At 69.9% G+C, this 23,518-nt stretch carries 26 protein-coding genes; 14 read left to right on the top strand and 12 right to left on the bottom strand.

Going from position 1 to position 23,518, the window contains the following annotated elements; translation table 11 throughout:
* Window positions 1–3: 3 nt before the first annotated feature.
* Window positions 4–1,197: an efflux RND transporter periplasmic adaptor subunit gene (locus ACP2AD_RS14690; protein ID WP_425230789.1), complete on the bottom strand. Its 1,194-nt coding sequence runs from the start codon at window positions 1,195–1,197 to the stop codon at window positions 4–6.
* A gap of 176 nt (window positions 1,198–1,373) precedes the next feature.
* Between ACP2AD_RS14690 and ACP2AD_RS14685 the strand changes: the two genes are divergently transcribed.
* Window positions 1,374–2,084, top strand: coding sequence for an SIMPL domain-containing protein (locus ACP2AD_RS14685; protein WP_425230788.1), 711 nt, complete (start codon window positions 1,374–1,376; stop codon window positions 2,082–2,084).
* 85 nt (window positions 2,085–2,169) lie between these two features.
* On the opposite strand, the gene ACP2AD_RS14680 is transcribed toward ACP2AD_RS14685, so the two are convergent.
* The 3 genes from ACP2AD_RS14680 to ACP2AD_RS14670 form a co-directional block, all read right to left on the bottom strand.
* Window positions 2,170–2,430 carry a GlsB/YeaQ/YmgE family stress response membrane protein gene (locus ACP2AD_RS14680; RefSeq protein WP_425231182.1) on the bottom strand — a complete coding sequence of 87 codons (261 nt, stop codon included), beginning with the start codon at window positions 2,428–2,430 and terminating at the stop codon, window positions 2,170–2,172.
* Between the two features lie 108 nt (window positions 2,431–2,538).
* Window positions 2,539–2,838: a DUF1153 domain-containing protein gene (locus ACP2AD_RS14675; RefSeq protein WP_425230787.1), complete on the bottom strand. Its 300-nt coding sequence runs from the start codon at window positions 2,836–2,838 to the stop codon at window positions 2,539–2,541.
* A 103-nt stretch (window positions 2,839–2,941) separates the two neighbouring features.
* On the bottom strand, window positions 2,942–3,205 hold the full coding sequence (locus ACP2AD_RS14670) for a hypothetical protein (protein ID WP_425230786.1): 264 nt from the start codon (window positions 3,203–3,205) through the stop codon (window positions 2,942–2,944).
* Between the two features lie 177 nt (window positions 3,206–3,382).
* Between ACP2AD_RS14670 and mnmA the strand changes: the two genes are divergently transcribed.
* Window positions 3,383–4,486: a tRNA 2-thiouridine(34) synthase MnmA gene (mnmA, locus tag ACP2AD_RS14665; RefSeq protein ID WP_425230785.1), complete on the top strand. Its 1,104-nt coding sequence runs from the start codon at window positions 3,383–3,385 to the stop codon at window positions 4,484–4,486.
* A gap of 29 nt (window positions 4,487–4,515) precedes the next feature.
* Here the strand turns inward: mnmA and ACP2AD_RS14660 are convergent, their stop codons facing one another.
* Complete coding sequence (locus ACP2AD_RS14660; RefSeq protein ID WP_425230784.1) at window positions 4,516–4,740, bottom strand: pentapeptide repeat-containing protein; 225 nt, start codon at window positions 4,738–4,740, stop codon at window positions 4,516–4,518.
* Window positions 4,741–4,751: 11 nt separating this feature from the next.
* Entirely contained in the window at window positions 4,752–5,063 is a 312-nt protein-coding gene (locus ACP2AD_RS14655) for a hypothetical protein (RefSeq protein ID WP_425230783.1), read from the bottom strand.
* A 52-nt stretch (window positions 5,064–5,115) separates the two neighbouring features.
* On the opposite strand from ACP2AD_RS14655, the gene ACP2AD_RS14650 reads away from it, so the two are divergent.
* Window positions 5,116–6,153: a serine hydrolase domain-containing protein gene (locus tag ACP2AD_RS14650; protein WP_425230782.1), complete on the top strand. Its 1,038-nt coding sequence runs from the start codon at window positions 5,116–5,118 to the stop codon at window positions 6,151–6,153.
* Window positions 6,154–6,160: 7 nt separating this feature from the next.
* Here ACP2AD_RS14650 and ACP2AD_RS14645 read toward each other — a convergent pair whose 3' ends face one another.
* The 5 genes from ACP2AD_RS14645 to pdxH form a co-directional block, all read right to left on the bottom strand.
* Window positions 6,161–6,715: a hypothetical protein gene (locus tag ACP2AD_RS14645; RefSeq protein ID WP_425230781.1), complete on the bottom strand. Its 555-nt coding sequence runs from the start codon at window positions 6,713–6,715 to the stop codon at window positions 6,161–6,163.
* 4 nt (window positions 6,716–6,719) lie between these two features.
* The gene (locus tag ACP2AD_RS14640) at window positions 6,720–7,094 is read right to left on the bottom strand and encodes a DUF3592 domain-containing protein (RefSeq protein ID WP_425230780.1); all 375 of its coding nucleotides are present in this window, start codon (window positions 7,092–7,094) and stop codon (window positions 6,720–6,722) included.
* Between the two features lie 97 nt (window positions 7,095–7,191).
* The gene (locus ACP2AD_RS14635; protein WP_425230779.1) at window positions 7,192–8,025 is read right to left on the bottom strand and encodes a PhzF family phenazine biosynthesis protein; all 834 of its coding nucleotides are present in this window, start codon (window positions 8,023–8,025) and stop codon (window positions 7,192–7,194) included.
* Window positions 8,026–8,050: 25 nt separating this feature from the next.
* A complete protein-coding gene (locus ACP2AD_RS14630; protein ID WP_425230778.1) occupies window positions 8,051–8,998 on the bottom strand; it encodes a cation diffusion facilitator family transporter in 948 nt (315 codons plus the stop codon).
* 10 nt (window positions 8,999–9,008) lie between these two features.
* On the bottom strand, window positions 9,009–9,584 hold the full coding sequence (gene pdxH, locus ACP2AD_RS14625) for a pyridoxamine 5'-phosphate oxidase (RefSeq protein WP_425230777.1): 576 nt from the start codon (window positions 9,582–9,584) through the stop codon (window positions 9,009–9,011).
* Window positions 9,585–9,781: 197 nt separating this feature from the next.
* Here pdxH and ACP2AD_RS14620 point away from each other — a divergent pair, with 197 nt between their 5' ends.
* From ACP2AD_RS14620 to ACP2AD_RS14595, 6 genes are all read left to right on the top strand, one after another.
* Window positions 9,782–11,287: a prolyl oligopeptidase family serine peptidase gene (locus ACP2AD_RS14620; RefSeq protein ID WP_425230776.1), complete on the top strand. Its 1,506-nt coding sequence runs from the start codon at window positions 9,782–9,784 to the stop codon at window positions 11,285–11,287.
* On the top strand, window positions 11,251–11,604 hold the full coding sequence (locus ACP2AD_RS14615) for an alpha/beta hydrolase family protein (RefSeq protein ID WP_425231181.1): 354 nt from the start codon (window positions 11,251–11,253) through the stop codon (window positions 11,602–11,604). The genes ACP2AD_RS14620 and ACP2AD_RS14615 overlap by 37 nt, the downstream gene beginning before the upstream one ends.
* A gap of 65 nt (window positions 11,605–11,669) precedes the next feature.
* Complete coding sequence (locus ACP2AD_RS14610; protein ID WP_425230775.1) at window positions 11,670–12,593, top strand: Ku protein; 924 nt, start codon at window positions 11,670–11,672, stop codon at window positions 12,591–12,593.
* A 5-nt stretch (window positions 12,594–12,598) separates the two neighbouring features.
* A complete protein-coding gene (gene ligD, locus ACP2AD_RS14605; protein ID WP_425230774.1) occupies window positions 12,599–15,148 on the top strand; it encodes a DNA ligase D in 2,550 nt (849 codons plus the stop codon).
* A 198-nt stretch (window positions 15,149–15,346) separates the two neighbouring features.
* Window positions 15,347–17,833 carry a circularly permuted type 2 ATP-grasp protein gene (locus ACP2AD_RS14600; protein ID WP_425230773.1) on the top strand — a complete coding sequence of 829 codons (2,487 nt, stop codon included), beginning with the start codon at window positions 15,347–15,349 and terminating at the stop codon, window positions 17,831–17,833.
* 154 nt (window positions 17,834–17,987) lie between these two features.
* Complete coding sequence (locus ACP2AD_RS14595) at window positions 17,988–18,917, top strand: transglutaminase family protein (RefSeq protein WP_425230772.1); 930 nt, start codon at window positions 17,988–17,990, stop codon at window positions 18,915–18,917.
* 89 nt (window positions 18,918–19,006) lie between these two features.
* Here the strand turns inward: ACP2AD_RS14595 and ACP2AD_RS14590 are convergent, their stop codons facing one another.
* Window positions 19,007–19,219, bottom strand: a complete 213-nt coding sequence (locus ACP2AD_RS14590) for a hypothetical protein (protein WP_425230771.1) — start codon at window positions 19,217–19,219, stop codon at window positions 19,007–19,009.
* Between the two features lie 96 nt (window positions 19,220–19,315).
* Between ACP2AD_RS14590 and ACP2AD_RS14585 the strand changes: the two genes are divergently transcribed.
* From ACP2AD_RS14585 to aroC, 5 genes are read left to right on the top strand one after another with little or no spacing between them, the layout of a single operon-like run.
* Window positions 19,316–20,260, top strand: a complete 945-nt coding sequence (locus ACP2AD_RS14585) for a DnaJ C-terminal domain-containing protein (protein WP_425230770.1) — start codon at window positions 19,316–19,318, stop codon at window positions 20,258–20,260.
* A 9-nt stretch (window positions 20,261–20,269) separates the two neighbouring features.
* Complete coding sequence (locus ACP2AD_RS14580) at window positions 20,270–21,229, top strand: YihY/virulence factor BrkB family protein (protein WP_425230769.1); 960 nt, start codon at window positions 20,270–20,272, stop codon at window positions 21,227–21,229.
* Between the two features lies 1 nt (window position 21,230).
* Window positions 21,231–22,034, top strand: coding sequence for an enoyl-ACP reductase FabI (fabI, locus tag ACP2AD_RS14575; protein WP_425230768.1), 804 nt, complete (start codon window positions 21,231–21,233; stop codon window positions 22,032–22,034).
* On the top strand, window positions 22,031–22,390 hold the full coding sequence (locus ACP2AD_RS14570; RefSeq protein ID WP_425230767.1) for a hypothetical protein: 360 nt from the start codon (window positions 22,031–22,033) through the stop codon (window positions 22,388–22,390). Before fabI ends, ACP2AD_RS14570 begins: the two co-directional genes overlap by 4 nt.
* Window positions 22,387–23,487, top strand: coding sequence for a chorismate synthase (gene aroC / locus ACP2AD_RS14565; RefSeq protein WP_425230766.1), 1,101 nt, complete (start codon window positions 22,387–22,389; stop codon window positions 23,485–23,487). Before ACP2AD_RS14570 ends, aroC begins: the two co-directional genes overlap by 4 nt.
* Window positions 23,488–23,518: the final 31 nt, after the last annotated feature.

Raw genomic sequence — 23,518 nt, 5'->3', positions numbered from 1 at the left:
GGCTCAGCTGGGGGACGACGCGGCGGCGGTCTGCGGCGTCTGCAGCACCGGCTTGACCTTCTGCCCCGGCGACAGGAACGCGCCGGCGGCAACCACGATGTGCTCGGTGCCGTCAAGTCCGGCGACGATCGACACGCCCTGATCGGTGACCTCGCCGACCGTCACGACGCGCTTGGCGGCACGGCTGTCGGGGCCGACAATGTAGACATAATTGCCCGATCGATCGCTCTGCACCGCTGATTCCGGGAGCAGCGGGACGGTGCTCGCGCCGCTGACGATCGCCGCGCTGGCAAAGCCGCCGGGCCGCAGCGCCTGGTCATAGCGGAGCTGGATGCGCGCCGTGCCCTGCCGTGTCGCGGGATCGATCACCGGCGAGATCTGCCACACGACCCCGTCGAACTTCACGGTCGATCCGACCGGGGTCACCTGCGCGCGCGCGCCGACATGCAGGCCCGCCAGATCGCTTTCGGCCAGCGTTGCCCGCATCTCCATCTCGCCGCCTTGCGCGAGGCGGAAGAGCACGCCGCTGCCGGCGCTCACCACCTGCCCCGGCTCGACCTGGCGCGTCAGCACCAGTCCTGCGGCCGGCGCGCGGATGTCGAGGCGGCCATTGGCGGCGCGCTGCTGGCCCAGGGTCGCCTGCGCGACCCGCACGCGCGCCGCAGCGGCGTCACGCGCCGCCGTTTTCGATTCGATGTCGGCGCGGCTGACGAAGCCGTTGGCGACCAACTGCCTGGCGCGATCGAGATTGGCCTGCATCAGCGTTGCATCAGCCTGCGCGACGCGGATCTGCGCTGCGAGGCTGTCGGCGGTCTGCGCCTGCACCGACCGGTCGATGGTGGCGAGCACCTGACCGGCGGCGACCCACTGGCCAGGCTCGACCAGCACCCGCGTCACGCGGCCGCCCTCGCCCGCGACGCCGACCGGCATCTCGCGCTTGGCGGCCAGCGAGCCGTTGGCGGTGAGCACGCGGTCGACCGTCTGCCGTCCCGGTGCGATCACCGACACCGGTGGCGCCTGTTCGGCGGCCGGACCCTTGGGCGGCGCCTTGTGGCCGCGGCCGAAAATCAGGAACAGCGCCAGCAGGATCACCGCGATCCCGGTGACCACCGCGATGCGGCGGCCGCGCCGCCGCGGCGGCGTGTCATCGCCCAGCAGCAGGGGCTGTCCCTCATGCGAAACCGACTCGTAGCTCATGCGACTTCCGTGACCTCTTGCGCGTCCCGTTGTCCGGGCGGCACTGTATTAGAAGAATATAGCACCGCGCTCAACCCCGGCCGACAAGCAAGGACCGGTGCGGCCGTTCAGCCCCCGTTGCGCCCCGACGCGCCAGGGGCGATACCCGAAACCGGGCCTCACGTGAAGGAGTAGCGATGCGACCGACCCTGACCCTAACCGCGCTGGCGCTGATGGCCGCGCCCGCCGCGGCGCAGACCGCCGCGCCGGCCGACGTCGCGGCGGGCACGACGCTGGACATCAGCGCGACCGGCAAGGTCTCGCGCGTGCCCGACGTGGCGACCATCCGTGCGGGCGTGGTCGCGCAGGCGCCGGCCGCGGCGGCGGCGCTGGCCGATCAGGCGGGGCGGATGGCGCGGGTGCTGGCGGCGCTGCGCCGGGCGGGAATCGCGCCGCGCGACATCGCCACCGCGCAGGTCGGGCTGCAGCCGCAATATCGCTATGCCGACAACCAGCCGCCGGCGGTGACCGGCTATCAGGCGACCAACAGCGTCGCGATACGCTTCCACGACATCGCCAGAGCGGGACCGATCCTGGACGCGCTGGTCGCGGCGGGGGCGAACCAGATCGACGGCCCCGACCTGTCGGTCGACCAGCCCGACGCGGCGCTGGACGAAGCGCGGACACAGGCGATGGCGACGGCGCGGGGGCGCGCGGACCTGTATGCGCGCGCGGCGGGCCTGCACGTGCGGCGGATCGTGTCGATCGGCGAGGGCGCGGTCGAGGCCGGTTCGCCAAGGCCGCCGATGATGTTCGCCCGGGCGGCGGCGGCGCAGGACGCGACGCAGGTCGCGGCGGGCGAGAAGGAACTGAGCGTCACCGTCAACGTGCGGTTCCTGCTCGACTAATCACCTCCCGGAGAGCGGGGAAGGCAACACGAAACGGCCCGCGCCGTAGCCGGCGCGGGCCCCTTATCGGTCAGGGAAAAGGCCGCTACCTGACGCTGCCGCGGCGGATCAGGTTCACCACCGCGAGCAGGATGCACGCGCCGACGAACGCGGCGATCAGCGCGGAGATCGAGAAGTCATTGTTGTTGATCTTGCCGAAGCTGCGCAGGACGATGCCGCCGATGAACGAACCGACGATCCCGACGACGATGTTGAGGAACGCGCCCTGCTGCGCATCGGTGCGCATGACGATGCTGGCGAGCCAGCCGATGACGCCGCCGATAATCAGCCAGATGATGAAGTTGATCATGTTCGCCCTCCATTGACCGGCAGAACGCGCCGGCGTTGATACGGGGGCTAGACTCTCGACGGGCGGTCCTTGTTCCGCTTGGGCAACGACCTTGATTTCGCGCAATCAATAACGATGCTGACGGTCGTAAAGGGTGCGGTAATGCTGGATGCGGGTGACGCGCAGCCCCGGCATACCGGAACGATCGATCGCGCGCTGCCAGCCGGCGAACTCCTCCACCGTCAGGTTGTAGCGTTCGCACACCTCGTCGACCGACAGCAGCCCGCCATTGACGGCCGCGACCACCTCCGCCTTGCGGCGCACCACCCAGCGCGTCGTTTCCGGCGGCGGCAGCGACTCGATCGTCAGCGGCTCGCCGAGCGGCCCGATCACCTTGGCGGGGCGGATTTTCTGGTGTTCCATCATACAAGCGACCTTTGCGGCAAAACCTTGCCGGGGGTGTGCGGTAGGGACGGCCGATAGCTGCCGCCGTTGAAGATCGGCTGAAACGGGTAGGTAAATGCGGCCTTCACCTTTGCCCCCCGATCTGTCGCCGCGGCTGGCGCCACTGCGAGACAAGTGCCGCCATCGGCGCGTTGAAGGCGCCGTGGAGCGGGCGGAACAGCAGCGGGTCCGCGCCGAGTCCGTCCGCCGCCGACCACAGCCGCGCCTGCGTCGCCGCCGTCGCGCTTGCCGCCTGCCGCTCCGCGATGCCGACCATCAGCGCGGCGAGGTCGCCGGGCAACTGGGTGACCTCATGCGCGCGGTCGAAGGTGGTGAAGGACAGGTCCAAGGACTTGAGGGCTCGCAGCGGGTGACGGGATCGCCGCGGTAGCCGCATGGCGATGAAGGGCGGGTAAAACCGCGGGCAAGGCTTCGTTGACGATGATTACCGGCGGCGGGTGCAAGGCGTCCGGCTGTGCGTGATGCGCTTTTGTCCGGAGCGAAGGCGGCTTATGTGCCGCTACCCATGACCATCGATTTCCAGCTCGGCCCCGATCCTGCGGGCAGGCGCATCGTCGTCGCGATGTCGGGCGGGGTCGACTCGTCGGTGGTCGCCGCGCTGGCAGTGGAAACGGGCGCGGAGGTGATCGGAATGACGCTCCAGCTCTACGATCATGGCGAGGCGACCGGGCGCGCGGGCGCGTGCTGTGCGGGGCGCGACATCCGCGACGCGCGCGCGGTGTGCGACCGGCTGGGCATCGCGCATTATGTCGTCGATCACGAGACGCAGTTCCGCGAGACGGTGATCGACCGCTTCGCCGACGAATATCTCGCCGGGCGGACCCCGATCCCGTGCGTCCAGTGCAACATGGGGCCGAAGTTCACCGATTTGCTGGGCATGGCGCAGCAGCTTGGGGCGGATTGCCTCGCGACCGGGCATTACGTCCGCCGGGTCGAAGGACCGGACGGCCCCGAACTGCACCGCGGCGCCGATCCGGCGCGCGATCAAAGCTATTTCCTGTTCGCGACCACGCGCGAACAGCTCGGATTTCTGCGCTTTCCGCTGGGCGCGCTGCCCAAGGCGCAGGTGCGGACGCTGGCGGCCGAGCAGAGGCTGCTGGTTGCGGCCAAGCCCGACAGCCAGGACATCTGCTTCGTTCCCGACGGCGATTATGCGCGGCTGGTCCGCCGGCTGCGGCCGGAGGCCGATGAAGGCGGTGCGATCGTCGATCTGGCCGGGCGGCGGCTGGGGGAGCATCGCGGGCTGATCCACTACACGGTCGGCCAGCGCCGCGGCCTCGATCTGGGCGGGGGCGGAGGCGAGCCGCTCTACGTCGTGCGGCTCGATACGGCGGCGCGCGCGGTCGTCGTCGGCCCGCGCGCGGCGCTGGCGGTCGACGCGGCGCGGTTGAGCGGAATCAACCGGCTAGGCGGGTGGGACGGCGAGATCACCGCCAAGGTCCGCTCGCTGGCGAAGCCCGTGCCCGCGCGCTGGGACGACGAAATGCTGGTGTTCGATCGCCCCGAATATGGCGTTGCCCCGGGGCAGGCGGCGGTGCTGTACGCCGGCGACCGCGTGCTCGGCGGCGGCTGGATCGCGGCGACGGTTGCGGCAAGGGTGGCGGCCTGACCATCGCTGTCCGGTCGAGTCCCGGGCGTTCAATCCAGGTGGCAGCCGTCCTTCGCCAGCTGCTCCTTGATCCAGGCCTCCACGTCATAGCCGAATATCTTCAGGCCCTTGATGTTGGCGTTCTCGATCGTCAGCCCCGACAGATTGAAGTTCGTCAGCCTTGCCCCGGCAAGGTTCACGTCATCGAAGACCGCATTGGCGAGCGAGCAGTTCCGGAACTCGATGCCGTCCATCCGCTTGTCCGAGAATTCCATCGAGCCCTCCGTCAATGCACCCGCACGCCCGCGCCGCGATACCGCTCGGGCTGGCATCCGAGCACTGGGTCGAATCGCGCGGTCCGGTGCGCGATCAGTGGCACATAGGCGGTGACGGTGCGCGCGGCGGGATCTTCCTTCAGCCGGATCTGCTCCATCCCGGGCTCGAAATCATGATAGCAGCTCGCCAGCGGCCGATTGCCGAAATAGCGGCAGCCGCACGCGACACGCGCCGCATAGCCGACGCCGAGCTGCAGCTTGGGCGTCAGCGACCGCACGTACAGCCATCCGCCCAGCAGCACCGCCGCCGCGACGACAGCCAAGCCGATTCCGATCCGTCTTGCCCTCATGGTCAGGCAGCCTAAGCTGCGGACCATGCGTCTGCCAAGCCTCCTCCTGCTCGCCGCGCTCGCCGCCACCGGCAGCGCCCAACCGGCGCCGCCTACCGATCCGCTCGCGCCGCTGTTCGCGCCGGCGCTGGGCGACACCCGCGCGGCGCTGCTGCTGCGCGACGGGCGGGTGATCGAGAAGCGGTACGCGCCCGGCTATTCGGATGCGACGCGCTTCATCAGCTGGTCGATGAACAAGACGGCGACGGGGTTGCTCGTGGGCGCGCTGGTCGCCGACGGCCGGCTGGAACTCGACGCCCCCGCGCCGCTCGACGAATGGCGTGGGGCCGACGATCCGCGATCCAAGATCACGCTGCGCCAGCTCCTCAACATGTCCTCGGGCCTGCGCCATGTGGAGGTCGGCGATCCGATCGAGGCGTCCGACACCAACCAGGTGCTGTTCGTCACGGGGACGCAGGCGATGGCCGCCGCCGCGATGGCGCAGCCGCTGGCGACGCCACCGGGGTCGCGGTGGGAATACAGCTCGCTCACCTCCTTGCTGCTCGCCGAGATCGTGACGCGGACGCTGACCCCCAGCCGCGACCCGCATGTCCGCGCCGCCGCTTACACGCAGTTCGCAGAGGAGCGGCTGTTCGGCCCGGCGGGGATCGGGGCGGCGCGGTTCGAGTTCGACGGCGCGGGCACGCAGATCGGCGGCTCGCTGCTCTACATGACGCTCGACGACTGGGGGCGGCTGGGGCAGCTGCTGATCGACGGCAGGGGGCCGGACGGGCGACAGGCCGTCGCGCCCGCCTGGCTGGACTTCATGCGCCGCCCGGCCGCGACGGCGGGGAATTACGGCGGGCAGCTGTGGCTCAACCGTTCCGCACAGCGCGGCCGCCCCGTCATGTTCGCGGGCGCGCCGGAGACCACCATCTCGGCGGAAGGCCATCTCGGCCAGCATGTGACGGTGGTGCCGGAGGCGCGGCTGGTCGTCGTCCGCCTCGGCAACACGCCGGAGGCCGATATCGACGGCAACCATGCTGCGATCGGCCGCATCATCGCCGGCCAGCTGCACCCGTAAGCGCGGGTTACCGCATCCCCCCGATCAGCCCGCCGATCCCCGCCCCCGCCTGCGGCCCGATATTGACACCGCCCCAGGCGAGGATGCCGTTGGAGCTTGCCACGAGGGCGGCGCCGACACCCAGGCCCGCGGTCGCCCCGGCCACCGCCGCAGCAATCGCGGTGCTGGCGCCGAAGAACATGATGTCGACGCTGATCCCGCCGATCAGGCCCGCGCCGCCCTCACAATAGATGCACGCGCCGCGGAAATCGTCGGCGACTAGTTCCTTGGTGCCGAACATGCTCTTGCGATAGACCACGCCATAGCTCTTGAAGTCTGGGGTCGACCCGGCCGCGGCGGCCGACGGCGCCTTCCACCCGGGGAACTTGATCTTGGGAATCTTCGGGATGCGCAGCGACGGGGTGGAGATCGCCGCGCCGATGCCGCCGAAATAGAAGCTGATCGGCGTGCCGCCGGGGTCCTTCAGCCGGACCATGCCGCCCGATGCGACAACGACGCCCAACCCCGCGCCCGCACCTGCAGACGTGTCGAACGTCCATGCTGAATCATGTATCAGGAACATCGTCTTACCCCCACTTCCAAGTCGCCAAACCCGCCAGCAGCATCGCCACGCCCATCGCGCCGAGGAACAGTGCGGGTGTCCAGATCGCGAGGAAGCGGTCCATCACCGCGCTACGCGGACGATCGGCCAGGTAGCGAACCATGACGCGATCGCCTTGCCGCCAGCCCGACACCATCCCGCCCTGCGGGTAGGAGATGCGCTCGCCGCGCGCGGTGGTGAACGCCACCTGCGGGTGGCTGCCGCCGGCGTTGAGATACTCGACGACGCCGGGCGCGACGATGGAACCGCGCAGGAAGGCGCGCGTGTTCAGCGCCACGACGACGGCCGCAATCAGCAGCAGCGCCCCCGCGCCAAAGAACACCACCGCCTTTGCCGTCACTACCGACCCCCGCCCATTTGCCTAGTGCGAGCGCGGAACCACCGGATTGTACGAATGCGCCATCTGCGACGAAGAGTCGTTCAACCGCCGCGGTCCCTCACGGCAGCAGGAACGTCCCTTCGACCACCGTCACGCATCCGCCGCCGAGGATGACGCGGTCGCCGTCGAGCGCGCAGGTCAGCCGGCCGCCACGCGCCGAAGCCTGCAACGCGGTCAGGCGGTCGCGTCCCAGCCGCGCGGCCCAATAGGGTATGCTGACCGCGTGCGCGGAGCCGGTCACCGGGTCTTCGTCGATCCCCGCGCCGGGCGCGAAGACGCGGCTGACGATGTCCGCCGTATCGCCCGGCGCGGTGACGATGGTCAGCACATCGGGCTCGGCGGCGCGATCCGCCTGGGGATCGGCCCCAGACAGCTTGCCGAGGGCACGGAAGTCGGGGTCCAGCGCGCGCACGGCAGCTTCGTTTTCCAGCACGATCAGCGCATAGCGGCGGGGCTGCCACAGCGTCTCTACCGCGGTATCGAGGCCGAGCGCGTTGAGGATGTCGGGAAGGGGCGTCGCGGCCGGTGCCCAGGCCGGCAGCGCCAGCGCATAGCCGCCGTCCTGGCGCGCGACGCTCAGCACCCCCGCCTGCCGGGTGCTGAAGGTGACGCGGTTGCGCGTGTCCTCCGACGACAGCACGAAATGCCCGCTCGCCAGCGTCGCATGGCCGCACAGCGCGACCTCTGCGGTGGGGGTGAACCAGCGCAGCTCGAAATCGGCTTCGCCGGTCTCGTCGGGAATGAGGAACGCCGTCTCCGACAGGTTGTTCTCCGCCGCGATCGCCTGCAGCGTCGCGTCGTCCAGCCACGCCGGCAGCGGCATCACCGCCGCCGGATTGCCCGCGAACGGCCGGTCCGCGAAGGCGTCGATCTGTGCGAAGGGTATTCTCACGTCCGCCATCCTGTCGCGAGCCTGGTCAGAGGCGTTTGCCGAACCAGTGCGGGGTCACGTCGGCTTCGACCAGCTCGTTGTCGGTGTCGACATGCCCCTCCGGATCGAGATGGATCAACACCTCCACCTTGGGGAACGTCCGTTTCAGCGCCGCCTCGACCGTTTCGACGATCTCGTGCGCCCCCGCGACGGTGAGCGACGCATCGACCTCCATATGGAACTGGACAAAGTCGTGCGCCCCGGCGCGGCGGGTGCGGAAATCATGAATGCCCTTGAGCCCGGGCTGGCGGGCCGCGACGTCGAGGAATGCGGCGCGCTGCGCCTCCGGCCATTCCTTGTCCATCAGCTGGTCGATCGCGTTGGTCGACGCGCGGAAGGCATTCCAGGCGAGCCACAAGGCGATTGCGATGCCGAACGCCGGGTCGGCCCAGCGCCAGCCGAAATACTGGTCGAGCGCCAGCGCGACGATCACCGAACCGTTCAGCAGCACGTCGGACTGATAATGGACGTTGTCCGCCAGGATCGCGACCGACCCTGTGCGGCGTATAACGCGGCGTTGATACCAGAGCAGCACGCCCGTCGCCGCCATCGCGACAAGCGACACGCCGATGCCGAATGCTGCATCCCGGGTCGGCGCGTCGGTGCCGAACGAACCGATTGCGCGCCAGCCGATACCAACCGCCGATGCGGTGATCAGCCCGACCTGGAACAGCGCCGCCAGCGCCTCTGCCTTGCCATGTCCGAAGCGATGATCGTGGTCGGCGGGCTCCGCGGCGAGCTTGACGCCGTACAGCGTGACCAGACTGGCGAGCAGGTCCAGCCCGGTGTCCGCGAGCGATCCCAGCATCGCGACGGAGCCGGTATGCCACGCCGCGAACCCCTTGAGCGCAAGCAGCCCCAGCGCCATCGCGACGCTGGCCAGCGCCGCCCGGATCGCGAGCGGAATGACGCGGCGGCGTTCGTCGGTGGTCACGGCCGGATCGTCACGGGTACAGCATGCCCTCGGTCCACGCCTCGCCATCACGGGTGAAGACGCGCCGCTCATGTAGGCGGAAAGCGCGATCCTGCCAAAACTCGATCGTGTCGGGGGTGACGCGATAGCCGCCCCACTGCGGCGGCCGGGGCACCGCCCCGCCCTCGAACCGCGCCTGCATTTGCGCAAACCGCGCCTCGAACGTCGCACGCGCGTCGAGGGGACGCGACTGTTCGCTTGCCCAGGCGCCGAGCTGCGAGTCGCGCGATCGCGACGCGAAATAGGCGTCCGACTCGGCATCGGTCGCGAAGCTTGCCGCGCCCTCGATCCGCACCTGCCGCCGCAGCGACTTCCAGTGGAAGAGCAGCGCTGCCTGCGGATTGACCGACAGTTCCGCCGCCTTGCGCCCCTCGCGATTGGTGTAGAACACGAAGCCGTCCGGTCCATGCCCCTTCAGCAGCACCATCCGCACCGACGACCGCCCGCGCGCGTCCGCGGTCGCCAGCGCCATCGCGTTGGGGTCGTTAGGCTCCGACGCCCGCGCTTCGGCGTACCACGCGTCGAACAGGGCGAAGGGGTCGGTCATCGGCGGCGCGCATAGCACCGCTGGCCGCCGGGCTGAACCCTCGCCCGCTTGCCGGTGGCGCACGGCCGTGACAGGCTCGTACCGAATGGGGACGGGCAATGCGGCGGACGAGTCGGGCTGGTGCACTGGTACTGGCGGCCCTGCTGCTGACGGCGCAAACCGCGTACCGGCCGGAGGACGTTCCGCACCCAGCGCCTGTGGCAGTCGGGCTTGCGGGCGCCGCGGAGCCCGACGCCACCCGCTACCTGCTCGCCCAGGGTGCCCGCGACGCGCAGCTGTCGCCCGATGGAACCCAGCTCCTCTACACTTCCACGATCACGGGCAAGCCGCAGCTGTGGATCGTCGACGCGGCGGGCGGCGCGCCGCGCCAGCTGACCTTTGGATTGGGCGTGGCGGGCGCCGATTGGAGTCCCGATGGCGCCCGCATCGTCTATGGTGCGGATCGCGGCGGGAACGAGCGCTTCGGCTTCTACGCGATCACGCCCGACGGGCGGAACGAGACGGAGCTGGTGCCGCAATCGTCCGCGTTTACGGCGTCGGGCGACTTCGTGAGCGGCGGACGCGCCTTTGCCTACGCCACGGCCGCGCGCGACGGCCGCAGCTTCGACACCTGGGTGGCACCGCTCGCCGGCGGGCTGCCGCGCGAGCTGTTGCGCGGCAGGATGGGGCTGTACCCTGCGCTTGCGAACCCCGGCGGCACCGCGATCGCCATGGTCGAGGCGCGCGGCGAGGACGGACGCGATCTGTCGCTGCTCGACGTCGCGACGGGGCGCGAGCGGGTGCTGCGAAAGCCGGCCGAAGCGGCGCTGAATGCGCCCGTCGCCTGGGCGCCGGACGGGCGTCACCTGTATGTGGACAGCAACGAAGGGCGCGAGTTTTCCCGCCTGGAGCTGCTCGATACCGCCACCGGCCACAGCACGGTCGTCGAGGCGCCGCCCCACGATGTCGTGGGCGCGACGCTGAGCGGCGACGGGCGCTTTCTCGCTTGGAAGGTGGACGAGGGCGGTTTCGAGCGAGTCTATGTCCGCGACCTGCAGACGGGGCGGCCGCTGCGGCTGCCTTCCTTGCCGCCGGGCTTGACGACGATCGCCTTTGCGCGACGCGCGCCGGTGCTCGCGGCGACAGTGGTCGGCCCCGCCACGCCGGGCGAGGTCTGGACGATCGACTGCCGTACGGGGCAGGCGCGCCGCGTCGTCGCGGCCAACCTGGCCGGGGTAGCGCCCGCTGAGCTCAGCCAGCCTCACCTGGTACAGTTCGCCGCGCGGAACGGCGTGCCGCTGTCGGGCCTGCTCTACCTTCCCAGCGCCCGCCGTGACCGGGTGCCGGTGTTCCTGCGCCTGCATGGCGGCCCGTCGAGCCATGCCCGCGCCGACTGGAAGCCCAACGTCCAGTATCTGGTCGCGCGCGGGATTGCCGTCCTCGACTTCAACTATCGTGGCTCGACCGGCGCGGGCAAGGCGCTGGCGCACCTCAACGACCGGCGGCTGCGACCGAACGAAATCGGCGACCTGATCGACGCGGTGGCGTGGATCAGGCGGCAGCCCGCGCTGGACGGCGCCAGGATCGCGGTCGGCGACGCGTCCTACGGCGGCTATCTGACCAACGCCGTGGTCGGCCGCCATCCTGGCGTGTTCGTCGCTGCCGTCAGCGAGGTCGGGGTCGCCGACTGGCCGCGCAACCTGCGCAACGTGTCCCGCGGCTGAAGGCGTCCGACCGGCTGGAATATGGCGACAATCGACGATCCCGCCGATCTGGCCTTCTTCGCCAGCTCTCGCCCATGAACGACGCCGCCCGCGTACGGACGCCGATGCTGGTCCAGTCGGGCGCCAACGATCCGCGCAATGGCGCCGACGAACTCGACGCCTATGTTGCCGCGATCCGCGCGGGCGGCGGGCAGGTGACGTACCGCCGGTACGAGAACGAGGGCCATGTCGTGCACGACCTGGCCGACATCGTCGACTTCAACCGCGCCAAGGCGGCGTTCCTGGAGCAGCATTTCGGGATGCTCCACTGGCGATAGAGCTTCGCGGGAACGACTCCGCCGCCTAAGGATTGAATCGCCCTCGCAACGAAGGGTTCGGGTTAATGGCGGCGCGCGCTTACTGGCAGGGGCAGATACGCCTGGCGCTGGTGTCGATTCCGGTGGAAATCTATTCCGCCACCAAATCCGGCGCGCAGATCAGCTTCAAGCAGATCCACGAGCCTACCGGCAAACCGATCCATTACGAGAAGGTCGTGACCGGGGTCGGTCCGGTCGACGTCGGCGAGATCGTCAAGGGCTATGAGGTGTCGAAGGGCGAGTATGTCCTGCTCGACCAGGACGAGATCGACGCGGTCAAGCTGGAATCCAAGAAGACGCTGGAGCTGACCCAGTTCGTCGACCAGTCCGAGATCGACGTGCTGTATTACGAGAAGCCCTATTTTGTCGTCCCGGCCGACGACCTGGCGGAGGAGGCGTTCATCGTGCTGCGCGAGGCGTTGCGGCGATCGAAGAAGGTCGGCCTGGGCCAGCTGGCGCTGCGCGGCCGCGAATATGTCGTCAGCCTGAAGCCGTGCGGGCGCGGCATGGTGCTGGAGACGCTGCGCTATGCCGACGAGGTCAACAAGGCGCAGAACTACTTTCGCGAAATCCCCGATGACAAGCCCGATCCGGAGCTTCTCGACCTGGCCAGCGCGCTGATCGACCGCAAGACCGCGCCGTTCGACCCGCAGGAGTTTCACGACCGCTATGTCGACGCGCTGAAAGATCTGGTCGAGCGCAAGCGCAAGGCGCATGGCGAGAAGATCATCGAGGACAAGGATAGCGGCGGCGGCCGGTCGGGGAGCAACGTCGTCGATCTGATGGCGGCGCTGAAGAAATCGATGGAGAAGGGCGGTGCGGCCGCGCCGGCCAACGACGACAAGCCCGCGCCCAAAAAGGCGTCGGCGCGTAAACCGGCAGCGAAGAAGGCGGCGCCAGAACCCGCGCCCGTACCCGCGAAAAAGCCCGCCACCCGCAAGCGTGCTTGATCGCCGTGGCCGACGATCCCCTCGCCAGGTACAACGCCAAGCGCGACTTCGCGCAGACCGCCGAGCCGAAGGGCGACTTCGCGCCCGGCAACGGTCACAGCTTCATGGTCCAGAAGCATGACGCGACGCGGCTGCACTGGGACTTTCGCCTCGAACTGGACGGGGTGCTCAAGAGCTGGGCGGTGACGCGCGGACCAAGTCTCGATCCCGGCGAGAAGCGGCTGGCGGTGCGGACCGAGGATCATCCGCTGAGCTACGCCACGTTCGAGGGGACGATTCCCAAGGGGCAATATGGTGGCGGCACGGTGATGCTGTGGGACCGCGGCACCTGGACGCCGCACCCGGGCAAGGACCCGCGCAAGACGCTGGCGGAGGGCCACCTCCACTTCACGCTCGACGGCGAGCGGATGAAGGGCGGGTGGCTGATGATCCGGCTCAAGCCGCGCGGGAAGGAGCGGGGCGAGAATTGGCTGTTGCGCAAGCTCGACGACGGAGAAGCGGGCGGCACCGACGTGCTGACCGAGACGGCGCTGACCAGCGTCGCGACGGGGCGGACGATGGAGGAGATCGCCGCGGGCAAGGTGGCGCAGGCGATGAAGTCATCCCCGGGACGGGGAGGGGGACTGCGCACGAAGCGCGTGGTGGAGGCGGCTAGCCGCGAACGGACCGCCGGTGGAAAGCCCCTTCCGTCAGCCCGCAAGCGCGCAGCCACCTCCCGATCCGGGGGAGGATTGAAACCGCCCCCCTTCACCGACCCCCAGCTCTGCACGCTGGTCGATACCGTCCCCACCGGCGGCGGCTGGCTGCACGAGGTGAAATATGACGGCTACCGCGCGCTCCTCGCGGTCGGCGGGGGAACGGCAAGAGTCTATACCCGCAACGGGATCGACTGGACCGAGAAGTTCGCGGGCGTCGCCGCGGCCGCAGCGGCGTTGCCGGTCCGGTCGGCACTGATCGACGGCGAGATCGTCGCGTTCAAGGACGGTCGCCCCGATTTCTCGACGCTCAAGAACGCGATCTCGTCGGGCGGTGCGATGACCTGTTTCGCCTTCGATCTGCTCAGCCTCGACGGCGAGGACCTGACGGGCCTGCCGACCGTCGAGCGCAAGGAGCGGCTGCGCCCGCTGATCGGCCCAGGTGTCAACGGGGACGAGCGCCTGCAATTCGCTGAGCACATCCTTGGCCCCGGCGAGCCGCTCCTCCGGCGGATGTGCGCGGAGGGGCTGGAGGGGGTCGTCTCCAAGCTCGCGGACGCGCCTTATCGCGGCGGCCGGACCAAGGCGTGGCTCAAGGCGAAATGCACGCGGCGGCAGGAGTTCGTCGTGGTCGGCTGGACCCCGTCGGACAAGAAGCGCGGATTCCGCGCGCTGCTGCTCGGCGTCAACGGTCCCCCAGAGAACGGGGGCGGGCTGGTCTATGCAGGCAAGGTCGGCACCGGCTTCGACCAGGCGCTGATGGACGAGCTGTCGGCGCGGATGAAGACGCTGGAACAGCCGGGGCCGACCGTGCAGGCGCCACGCGCCGCCGTCCGGGGCGCGCGTTGGATCAGGCCCGAGCTGGTGGCGGAGATCGCCTTCACCGAGGTCACGCCCGAAGGCGCGCTGCGCCACCCGAGCTTCCTCGGGCTGCGCGGCGACAAGCCGGCGGCAGAGGTCGTCGCCGAAACGCCCGAACCCGCCCCCGCGGCACCCGCCTCGGCGATCAACGTGTCGAGCCGCGACCGGCTGATCTTCCCCGACAGTGACGTCACCAAGGGCGAACTGGCCGACTATTATGCGCTGGTCGCGCCTGCCATGCTGCCCTGGGCCGGGCACCGCCCGGTCAGCCTGGTCCGCTGCCCGCAGGGTCGCGGCAAGAAATGCTTCTTCCAGAAGCACGACGCGGGCACCTTCGGCGAATGGGTCCACCATGTGCCCGTCCGCGAAAAGGACGGGCATGACGAGGACTATCTCTACGTCGACAGCGCGAATGGTCTGGTCGCATGCGTCCAGATGGGAACGATCGAGTTCCACGGCTGGGGTAGCCGTGTCGACGCACTGGAGCGGCCCGACCGGCTGGTGTTTGATCTGGACCCCGATGAGGAGCTGGGCTTTGACGAGACGAAGAAGGCAGCCGAGCACCTCAAGAACCAGCTCGCCGAGCTGGGGCTGACCAGCTTTCCGCTACTGTCGGGCGGCAAGGGCGTCCACGTCGTCGTGCCCCTGAAGCCACAGGCCGAATGGCCGGCGGTGCGCGACTTTGCCGAGCGGTTCGCGCGTGCGCTTGCGCAAGCGGAGCCCGACCGCTTCGTCGCGGTGATGACCAAGGCGAAGCGGACGGGGAAGATCTTCATCGACTATCTCCGCAACGGCCGCGGCGCGACCGCGATCATGCCCTATGCGGCGCGGGCCAGGGCGGGCGCGCCGGTGGCGGCGCCGGTAAGCTGGACCGAGCTGCGCGACCTCGACACGGCGGCGCGCTGGGGCGTGCGCGACGGCGCGGCGCTGCTGGCGCGCGCGAACGGCCGCGGGCTGCAGGGATGGGGCGAGGCGGATCAGGTGTTGCCGGACCTCTGACCCCTCACCCAGGGAGAGAGATTGCGTTGCAAGAAGTAGGGCGAGGCCGGAGTGAGCGTCCGAGGCAGCCATGGATGAACGCTCGCCGTGGCGGCCGGGCGTCAATCTGCCCACTCTCGCTGATCTCCCGCAAGCGGGCAGGGAAGGCCGCTGATCTTCGCTTGCCCTCCCGCGCTCTATCGTGTCCCTACGCCCGCAATGGCCACCGCCCCCATCCCGCTATTCGATGCGCAGGACCATGCGCGGCGCTGGCTGGCGGACTATGCGACGCGAGCAGGGCCGGGGGACGTGCTGGGGGCCACCCCCGACACCGCCTGGACCGCGATGCTGGCGGAGCTGGCGGCGGTGGCGTCCGACGACCTCGGCCATGCGCGCGAGCGGGTGCGGCGGCATGCCGCGGATATCGGGATGGGGTTCCGGATTTCGGGCGAGGCGGAGGAACGGCTATGGCCGGTGTCGCCCGTACCGCTCCTGCTCCACGCGCGCGACTGGGCGCCGCTGGCGGCGGGCATCGCGCAGCGTGCCGAGCTGCTAGAGGCCGTCCTTGCCGATCTCTACGGCGCGCAAACGCTGGTCGCCGACGGCCGGCTGCCGGCGGCGCTCGTCGCGGGCAGCCCGCAATTCCTGCGCGCTGCGGTCGGCCTGCCGCCGCCGGGCGGGCGGCACCTCCATTTCGTCGCCTTTGACCTGGCGCGCGGACCCGACGGCGAGTGGCGGGTCCTCGCTGACCACCTCCGCGCGCCCGCGGGCGCCGGGTACGCGCTGGAGAACCGCCTGGCGGTGAGCCGCACACTGGGCGGTTTGCAGGAGCGGCTCAACATCCAGCGCCACGCGCCGTTCTTCGCCGCGCTGCGCGCCGGGCTGGCGGCGCTATGCCGCCGCGCCGATCCCCGGATCGGGCTGCTGACACCCGGGCGCTTCAGCCCCAGCTATGCCGAGCAGGCGCATCTGGCGCGCTATCTCGGGCTGTTGCTGGTCGAGGGCGACGACCTGGCGGCGCTCGACGGCAAGCTCTACGTCCGCACCGTCGCCGGGCTGAAGCGCATCGACGCGCTGTGGCGGCGGATCGACTCGCGGCTGCTCGATCCGCTTGCGTTCGATAGCCATTCGCAGATCGGCGTACCCGGGCTGATCGACGCCTGGGCTGCGGGAAACCTCGTCCTGTCGAATGCGCCGGGGGCGGGGGTGCTGGAGGCGCGCGCGTTCAGCGCCTTTCTCCCGGGGCTGGCGACGGAGCTGATCGGCGCGCCGCTGTCGCTGCCCAATATCGCGACCTGGTGGTGTGGGCAGGACGGCGAACGCGCGGCGGTCCAGCGCGACCTCGACCGGTTGCTGATCGCGCCCGCCTTCGCCGCCGCGCCGCTGGGGCTGCCCGCGGGCCAGCCGGTAGCGGGGGCGGAGCTGAACGGGGCGGCGCGCGACGCGCTGCTCGCCGACCTAGCGCGGCGGCCGCAGGATTATGTCGGACAGGAGCTGGTGCGGCTGTCGACCATGCCAGCGGTTGATGGCGAGGGTCTGGTCCCGCGCCCCTTCACGCTGCGTGTGTTCGCGACGCGCGGGCCCGACGATCGCTGGACGGTGCTGCCGGGCGGCTTTGCCCGCATCGGCGCCGGAGAAGATGGGCGCGCGGACGCGCGCGCGATCGCGGTGGGGGAGGGGATCTGGTCGGCCGACGTCGCGGTCTATGGCCCCGAGCCGCAGGCGCCCGTATCGCTGCTCCCACCGCTCGATTCACTCCATATCCGCCGCAATCCCGGCACGCTGCCGAGCCGGGTGGCGGACAATTTCTTCTGGCTCGGCCGTTATCTGGAGCGGGGCGAGGCGCTGCTCGGCGCAATCCGGCTGTTGCTCGGTCATTCGATCGACGCAGATGGCGGTGCCGCGCTCGCCCCCGCCACCGTCGGACGACTGGTCGGGCTGATCGTCGGCGCGGGCGCGGCGGCGCATCCGCCCAGCCTTGCCCGCGCGCAGCTCACCGCTTTCGCTCGCGCGGCGCTGGAGGACGAAGCGTGGCAGTCGGTGGCCGCGATCAACGGCCATGCCCGCACCATCGGTGCGGGCGCGCGCGACCGGCTCTCGGCCGACATGGTGCGGCTGCTTGAAGCGCCCTTTCCGCAACAGCGCGGGATGCTCGACCGCGCCGGGTCGGTGCAGCGGCGGTACGCCGCACTGTCGGGGCTCGCGGCCGAACATATGGTCCGCACCGATTCATGGCGCTTCCTCGACCTCGGCCGCCGCATCGAGCGCGGCATGGCGATGGCGCGCGCGGCGCGGCTGTTCGGGCTGGGCGGCGCGTCGGGGGACGATCTGTCGACGCTGCTCGACCTCGCCGACAGCCAGATCACCTATCGCCAGCGGTATCCGACCGGGCTCGCGCGGGTGCCAGCGATCGACCTGGTCGCGCTGGACGGCAACAACCCGCGCAGCCTCGCCTATCAGGTCCGCTGCGCCACCGAGCGGCTGCGCGAGCTGCCGGTGCTGAGCGACGACGGCATGGCGGAGCCGCAGCAGACACTGGGCATCGCGCTCGCCGCGACGCTGGCGACCGCAACCGCGGCGACGCTCGACGCGGACGTGCTCGGCGATGTCGAGCGACGGCTGGGGATGCTGTCGGACGCGGTGGCGCGGCGGTATTTCCTGCAGGGGGCGGAGCCGCTGCGGGCGGGCGGGTTGACGTTGGCATGACAAGGCGCCCGCCGATCCTCCCCGGGACGGGGAGGGGGACCGCCGGCCGCAGGCTGGGGGAGGAGGGGGCCCGCCGCGAGCGATGCGCGTGCGGCCGACCCCCTCCGTCACGCGCCGGCGCGCGCGCCACCTCCCCGTTCCGGAGAGGATTTGCATGATCTACGACATCCGCCACGTCACCCGCTTCGACTATGGCGCGCCCGTCAAGTTCGCACGCTGCAACCTCCGGCTGAAGCCGGTCGAATGGCCCGGCCAGCGGCTGCTCGACTATCGGCTGGCGGTGGCGCCCACCGGCCACACCGCACCCGCCCATGCCGAGGCGGGGCTGGCGAACGTCACCCGGCTGGTCGTCGACCAACCGGTGCAGCGCCTGGAGATCGACAGCCGGGCCGCGGTCGCGGTCGACCGGCTTGTGCCGATGCCCGCCGCCGATGATCCGACGCTGGCCGACATCGCCCGGCTGGCGCGCGAGACCCGCGACCTGTCGCCCGTGTCGCCGGCGCAGTATCTCTATCCGTCCCCACGCATCCCGCTGGACGCCGCGATCGCCGCCTGGTGTGCGCCCGACCTCGACCCGGCGCGTGGCGCGCTCGATGCGGGGATCGCGCTGGCGCAGCGCATCCAGCGCGAGTTCGCGTTCGATTCGGCGGCGACGCTGGTCGATACCAGCCCGGCCGAGGCGTTCGCGCAGCGGCGCGGGGTGTGCCAGGACTTCGCGCAGATCATGATCACCGGGTTGCGCGCCGCCGGGCTGCCCGCCGCCTATGCCTCGGGCTATATCCGCACGCTGCCGCCGCCGGGCGAGGCGCGGCTGGTCGGGGCGGATGCGACCCATGCCTGGGTGCTGTTGTGGAGCGGGCCGGCGCAGGGCTGGGTCGGCCTCGATCCCACCAACGGCATCTGGATGGCGGGCGACCACATCGTCGTCGCGGTCGGCCGCGACTATGGCGAGATCGCGCCGGTCGACGGGGTGGTGCTGGGATCGGGGGCGCAGAAGATGGAAGTGAGCGTGGACGTGGCGCCGGTCGATCACCCTCCCGCGCTCGCCGGAGAGGAGAAGGCTCGCAACAACGGGTCAGGGTGAGCGCCGGCGCGATGAGGCTGGCGTCCCGGCTTGGCCTCACCCCGCCGCCTGCGACGGCTGTCCCTCTGCCGCAGGCGGGAGGGGGCGGGTCAGGATTTTCCGGTCACCGCATTGACGTTGCCCACGGCGGCATCGTCTTCGCCCGTGCCCGAATAGTCGATCTGGCTCTGCCCGCCATGGCCCATGAACCCGCCCTGATCCTTGCCATGGCCGGTGTGCGGGTTGGGATAGGCGCCGCCCTCGCTCTCGCCGCCCGCCGTTTTGCCCGGCGCGTTCTCGACGCCGTCCTGCTGTTCCGCCATGATGCTTCTCCTCGGCTCCCGAACGCGCGCGCGGCCGATTGCGTTGCGCCCGTGCGGACCTACATAGCCGGGTAACACACCTGAACGGGGATAGCAGTGGCGGATCCATATCAGACGCTGGGCGTCGCCAAGGGGGCAGCCGAGGCGGAAATCAAAAAGGCTTACCGCAAGCTTGCAAAAGAGCTGCACCCCGACCGCAACAAGGACAACCCCAAGGCTTCCGAACGCTTCAGCCAGGTCACCAATGCCTATGACCTGCTGAGCGACAAGGACAAACGCGCACGATTTGACCGCGGCGAGATCGACGGCGACGGTAACCCCGCCGCGCCATTCGGCTTCGGCGGCGGGTCGCGTCCGGGCGGCCCGGGGGGCGGCTTCCGCAGCCAAGGCTTCGAGTTCGGCGGCGGCCCCAACGGCGAGGCGCCCGACATGAACGACATCTTCGAAGGGCTGTTCGGCGGCGGCCGCGGCGGCGCGCCGGGCGGTGGCTTCGCGTCCGGGTTCAGCCGTCGCTCCGCGGCAAAGGGCGCTAACATCAGCTACAGTCTGCGCGTTCCCTTCGCCGACGCCGCGTCGCTGGCGCCGCAGCGGGTGCAGCTGCCCGACGGCGCGCTCGACCTGAAGCTGCCTGCAGGGGTGGAGACGGGCACGCAGATGCGCCTTGCGGGCAAGGGCGAGGCCGGGCCGGGCGGCGCGGGCGATGCGATCGTCACGATCGAGGTGCAGCCCCACCGCTTCTTTCTGCGCGAGGGCGATGACATCCGCCTCGACCTGCCGATCAGCCTGACCGAGGCGGTGGCGGGCGGGCAGGTCAAGGTGCCGACCGTGGACAAGCCGGTGATGCTGACGCTTGCCAAGGGCTCTTCGTCGGGCAAGGTGCTGCGTCTGAAGGGCAAGGGTTTTCACAAGAAGGGCGGCGGCAGGGGCGATCAGCTCGTCACCGTAATGGTGCAGGTGCCGGCGGGCGACGCCGCGCTGGAGCAATTCGTGGCGGATTGGCCGGGCGGCGCGGGGAACCCGCGTGCGAGCCTGGGCGTCTAGCGCGGCAAGGTGGATGACGCGCTTGCCCTGACGCCGGAGGACCGGGCCAAGCACCCGGGACGGGTTAAGGCGGTGCTGACGCGCAGGCTGGCGAAGGTTCGCCCCGGCAGCTTTGCGTTCGAGGTGGTCAAGCGCGCCGGTCTGGGCGTCTATAACGATGGCTTCATTCACGCGGGCAACCTTGCCTATCTCGCGTTGATGACGCTGTTCCCGTTCTTCATCGTCGCCGCCGCCGTGCTATCACTGGTCGGGCAGAGCGCGGAGACGCAGCGCGCCGTGGCGTCCTTTCTCCACGTGCTGCCGCCCAACGTGTCGGACCTGCTGAAGAAGCCGATTGCCGACGTGCTGGCGGCTCGGACCGGATCGTTGCTGTGGTTCGGCGGGTTGGTCGGATTGTGGACGGTCGGCAGCTTCGTGGAGACGATCCGTGAGATCTTCCGCCGCGCCTATGGCACGCGCAGTACCTCGCCCCTGTGGCGCGCGCGGCTGGGCCTGAGCTTCGCGATCGTGTGTTCGGTCATCCTCGCGCTGATCTCGTTCGTGGTGCAGGGCGTGCTGCTCGCGGCCGAGCAGTTCATCTACAAGCTGCTGCCCTGGGCGCAGGACCTGGCGGGCTGGATCGGCCTGTCGCGGGCGATCCCCGGGCTGGTCATGTTCGGCGCGCTCTACATCCTGTTCTACTCGGTCACCCCGTCCAAATATCGTCATTCCACAAGCCGCAAATGGCCGGGCGCGCTGTTTACCGCGCTGTGGTGGGTGAGCATGACCGCGCTGCTGCCGGTCGCACTGGCGCAGCTCGGCGGGTACGACCTGACCTATGGCAGCCTGGCGGGTGTGGTCGTGATGCTGCTGTTCTTCTACCTGATCGGCCTTGGCCTCGTATTCGGCGCGCATCTGAACGCGGCACTGGCGGAACCGCCCGAACCGGCGCTACAGCAAACGCCCGAGAACGGTCGGGCGGAGGGGTAGCGTGACGGGATTGATGGCAGGCAAGCGCGGCCTCATCATGGGGCTCGCCAATGACAAGAGCCTCGCCTGGGGGATCGCGCAGAAGCTGGGCGGCGCGGGCGCGGAGCTGGCCTTTTCCTACCAGGGTGAGGTGATGGAAAAGCGGGTGCGCCCGCTTGCCGAACAGCTTGGCACCGCGCGCCTGTTCGACTGCGACGTGTCCGACATGGCGGCGCTCGATCGCACCTTCGCGGCGCTGGGCGAGCAATGGCCGCAGATCGACTTTCTCGTCCACGCCATCGGCTTTTCCGACAAGAACGAGCTCCGCGGGCGCTATGTCGACACCAGCCTCGACAATTTCCTGCTGACGATGAACATCAGCGTCTATTCGTTCGTCGCGGTGGCGCAGCGCGCGGCAAAGATGATGAAGCCCGGCGGTGCGTTGCTGACGCTCAGCTATTACGGCGCCGAAAAGGTCATCCCGCACTACAACGTGATGGGCGTCGCCAAGGCGGCGCTGGAGACCAGCGTGCAGTATCTCGCGGTCGATCTCGGCCGCGACGGCGTGAGGGTCAACGCGATCTCGGCCGGCCCGATCAAGACGCTGGCGGCGAGCGGAATCGGCGATTTCCGCCTGATCCTGAAGTGGAACGAACTGAATTCGCCGCTCAAGCGCAACGTGACGATCGAGGATGTCGGCGGCGCGGGGCTGTACCTGCTCAGCGACCTGGCGAGCGGGGTGACGGGCGAAACGCACCATGTCGACGCCGGCTACAACGTCATCGGCATGAAGGCGGAGGACGCCCCGGACATCGCGCTGGCATGATCGGGTTGCTGATCATCGCCGCAGCACAAGCAGCGGCCTCGCCGATGAGGTATCAGCTCTGCGAAGCTCAAGGGCAGACTGTGTCCGAGCTCCGCAACGCCGTGCTCAGGTCTCGGCAGTTCAAAGACGTTTCCAATTCCGGCGAGTGGCATGGCCGCAGGAACGAACGAGATGTCGTGTGGCTGTTTCCGGCAGCCCAGGGTGGTGCGGACATCGCAATCTGCCGTCAAATCTTTACCGACGAACGAGGTACCGTGATGGAGACGAGGCTGATCTGCGATGGGCCGGATGCAGCGTGTGAAGCGGGCCGCGACCGGCTTCTCGACCCCGGCGCCGCAGCCATACCGCGGCAATGAGCTTCAACACCTTCGGCCGCGTCTTTCGCTTCACGACCTGGGGTGAGTCGCATGGGCCGGCGATCGGGGCGGTGGTGGACGGGTGTCCGCCGGGGATCGCACTGAGCGAGACGGACATCCAGCCGTGGCTCGACCGGCGGCGGCCCGGGACGTCGCGCTTCACGACCCAGCGGCGTGAGCCCGACCAGGTCCGCATCTTGTCCGGCACCTTCGAGGGGCGGACGACGGGCACCCCGATCAGCCTGATGATCGACAATGTCGACCAGCGCTCGAAAGATTACAGCGACCTCGCGCAGGCCTATCGGCCCGGCCATGCCGACTATGCCTATGACGCCAAATACGGGTTCCGCGACCATCGCGGCGGCGGGCGCTCGTCGGCGCGCGAGACCGCTAGCCGGGTCGCGGCGGGGGCGGTGGCGCGGCTGGTGATCTCCGGCGTACGCATCCGCGCCTGGGTAGAGGCGATCGGGGGCGACGCGATCGATCCGGCGGCGTTCGACGACGCGCAGATCGACGCGACCCCCTTCTTCTGCCCCGATCCCGCCGCGGCGGCGCGATGGGAGGCGCTGGTCGACGCCGCGCGGAAGGCAGGGTCGTCGCTGGGCGCGGTGGTCGCGTGCGAGGCGATCGGCGTCCCTGCGGGATGGGGCGCGCCGCTTTATGCCAAGCTGGATGCGGAGCTCGCCGCCGCGTGCATGGGGATCAACGCGGTGAAGGGCGTCGAGATCGGCGATGGCTTCGCCGCGGCGGCCAACAGCGGTGAGGGCAACGCCGACGCGATGCGGCCCGGCAACGACGGACCGATCTTCACAACCAACCATGCCGGCGGGATCGCCGGCGGCATCGCCACGGGGCAGCCGATCCGGCTGCGTGTCGCGTTCAAGCCGACCAGTTCGATCCTGACGCCGGTCGAGACGGTGTCGCCCACCGGTGACGCCGCCACGATCGCGACCAAGGGACGGCATGACCCATGCGTCGGCATCCGCGGCGTGCCGGTGGTGGAGGCGATGGTGGCGCTGGTTCTGGCGGACCAGGCGTTGCTCCACCGCGCCCAATGCGGAACGGGCGGCGGAACGGGCGTTGCCCACGGGCGTTGACGCGGCACTACATTTTTCAAGGAGTTACGTG

The sequence above is a fragment of the Sphingomonas sp. genome, from assembly GCF_965248875.1.
Classification (GTDB): domain Bacteria; phylum Pseudomonadota; class Alphaproteobacteria; order Sphingomonadales; family Sphingomonadaceae; genus Sphingomonas.
The sequence above is the reverse complement of the archived record's forward strand: the minus strand, read 5'-3'. Positions and strand labels throughout refer to the sequence as shown.

Excerpts from the sequence above, each read along its gene's own strand:
- ACP2AD_RS14595 (WP_425230772.1), top strand. The coding sequence starts at position 17,988 with ATGATCTACGACATCCGCCACGTCACCCGCTTCGACTATGGCGCGCCC.
- ACP2AD_RS14590 (WP_425230771.1), bottom strand. The coding sequence starts at position 19,219 with ATGGCGGAACAGCAGGACGGCGTCGAGAACGCGCCGGGCAAAACGGCG.
- ACP2AD_RS14600 (WP_425230773.1), top strand. The coding sequence starts at position 15,347 with ATGGCCACCGCCCCCATCCCGCTATTCGATGCGCAGGACCATGCGCGG.
- ACP2AD_RS14645 (WP_425230781.1), bottom strand. The coding sequence starts at position 6,715 with ATGTTCCTGATACATGATTCAGCATGGACGTTCGACACGTCTGCAGGT.
- mnmA (WP_425230785.1), top strand. The coding sequence starts at position 3,383 with ATGACCATCGATTTCCAGCTCGGCCCCGATCCTGCGGGCAGGCGCATC.
- ACP2AD_RS14610 (WP_425230775.1), top strand. The coding sequence starts at position 11,670 with ATGGCGGCGCGCGCTTACTGGCAGGGGCAGATACGCCTGGCGCTGGTG.
- ACP2AD_RS14660 (WP_425230784.1), bottom strand. The coding sequence starts at position 4,740 with ATGGAATTCTCGGACAAGCGGATGGACGGCATCGAGTTCCGGAACTGC.
- ACP2AD_RS14685 (WP_425230788.1), top strand. The coding sequence starts at position 1,374 with ATGCGACCGACCCTGACCCTAACCGCGCTGGCGCTGATGGCCGCGCCC.
- aroC (WP_425230766.1), top strand. The coding sequence starts at position 22,387 with ATGAGCTTCAACACCTTCGGCCGCGTCTTTCGCTTCACGACCTGGGGT.
- ACP2AD_RS14650 (WP_425230782.1), top strand. The coding sequence starts at position 5,116 with ATGCGTCTGCCAAGCCTCCTCCTGCTCGCCGCGCTCGCCGCCACCGGC.
- ACP2AD_RS14690 (WP_425230789.1), bottom strand. The coding sequence starts at position 1,197 with ATGAGCTACGAGTCGGTTTCGCATGAGGGACAGCCCCTGCTGCTGGGC.
- ACP2AD_RS14675 (WP_425230787.1), bottom strand. The coding sequence starts at position 2,838 with ATGATGGAACACCAGAAAATCCGCCCCGCCAAGGTGATCGGGCCGCTC.
- pdxH (WP_425230777.1), bottom strand. The coding sequence starts at position 9,584 with ATGACCGACCCCTTCGCCCTGTTCGACGCGTGGTACGCCGAAGCGCGG.
- ACP2AD_RS14570 (WP_425230767.1), top strand. The coding sequence starts at position 22,031 with ATGATCGGGTTGCTGATCATCGCCGCAGCACAAGCAGCGGCCTCGCCG.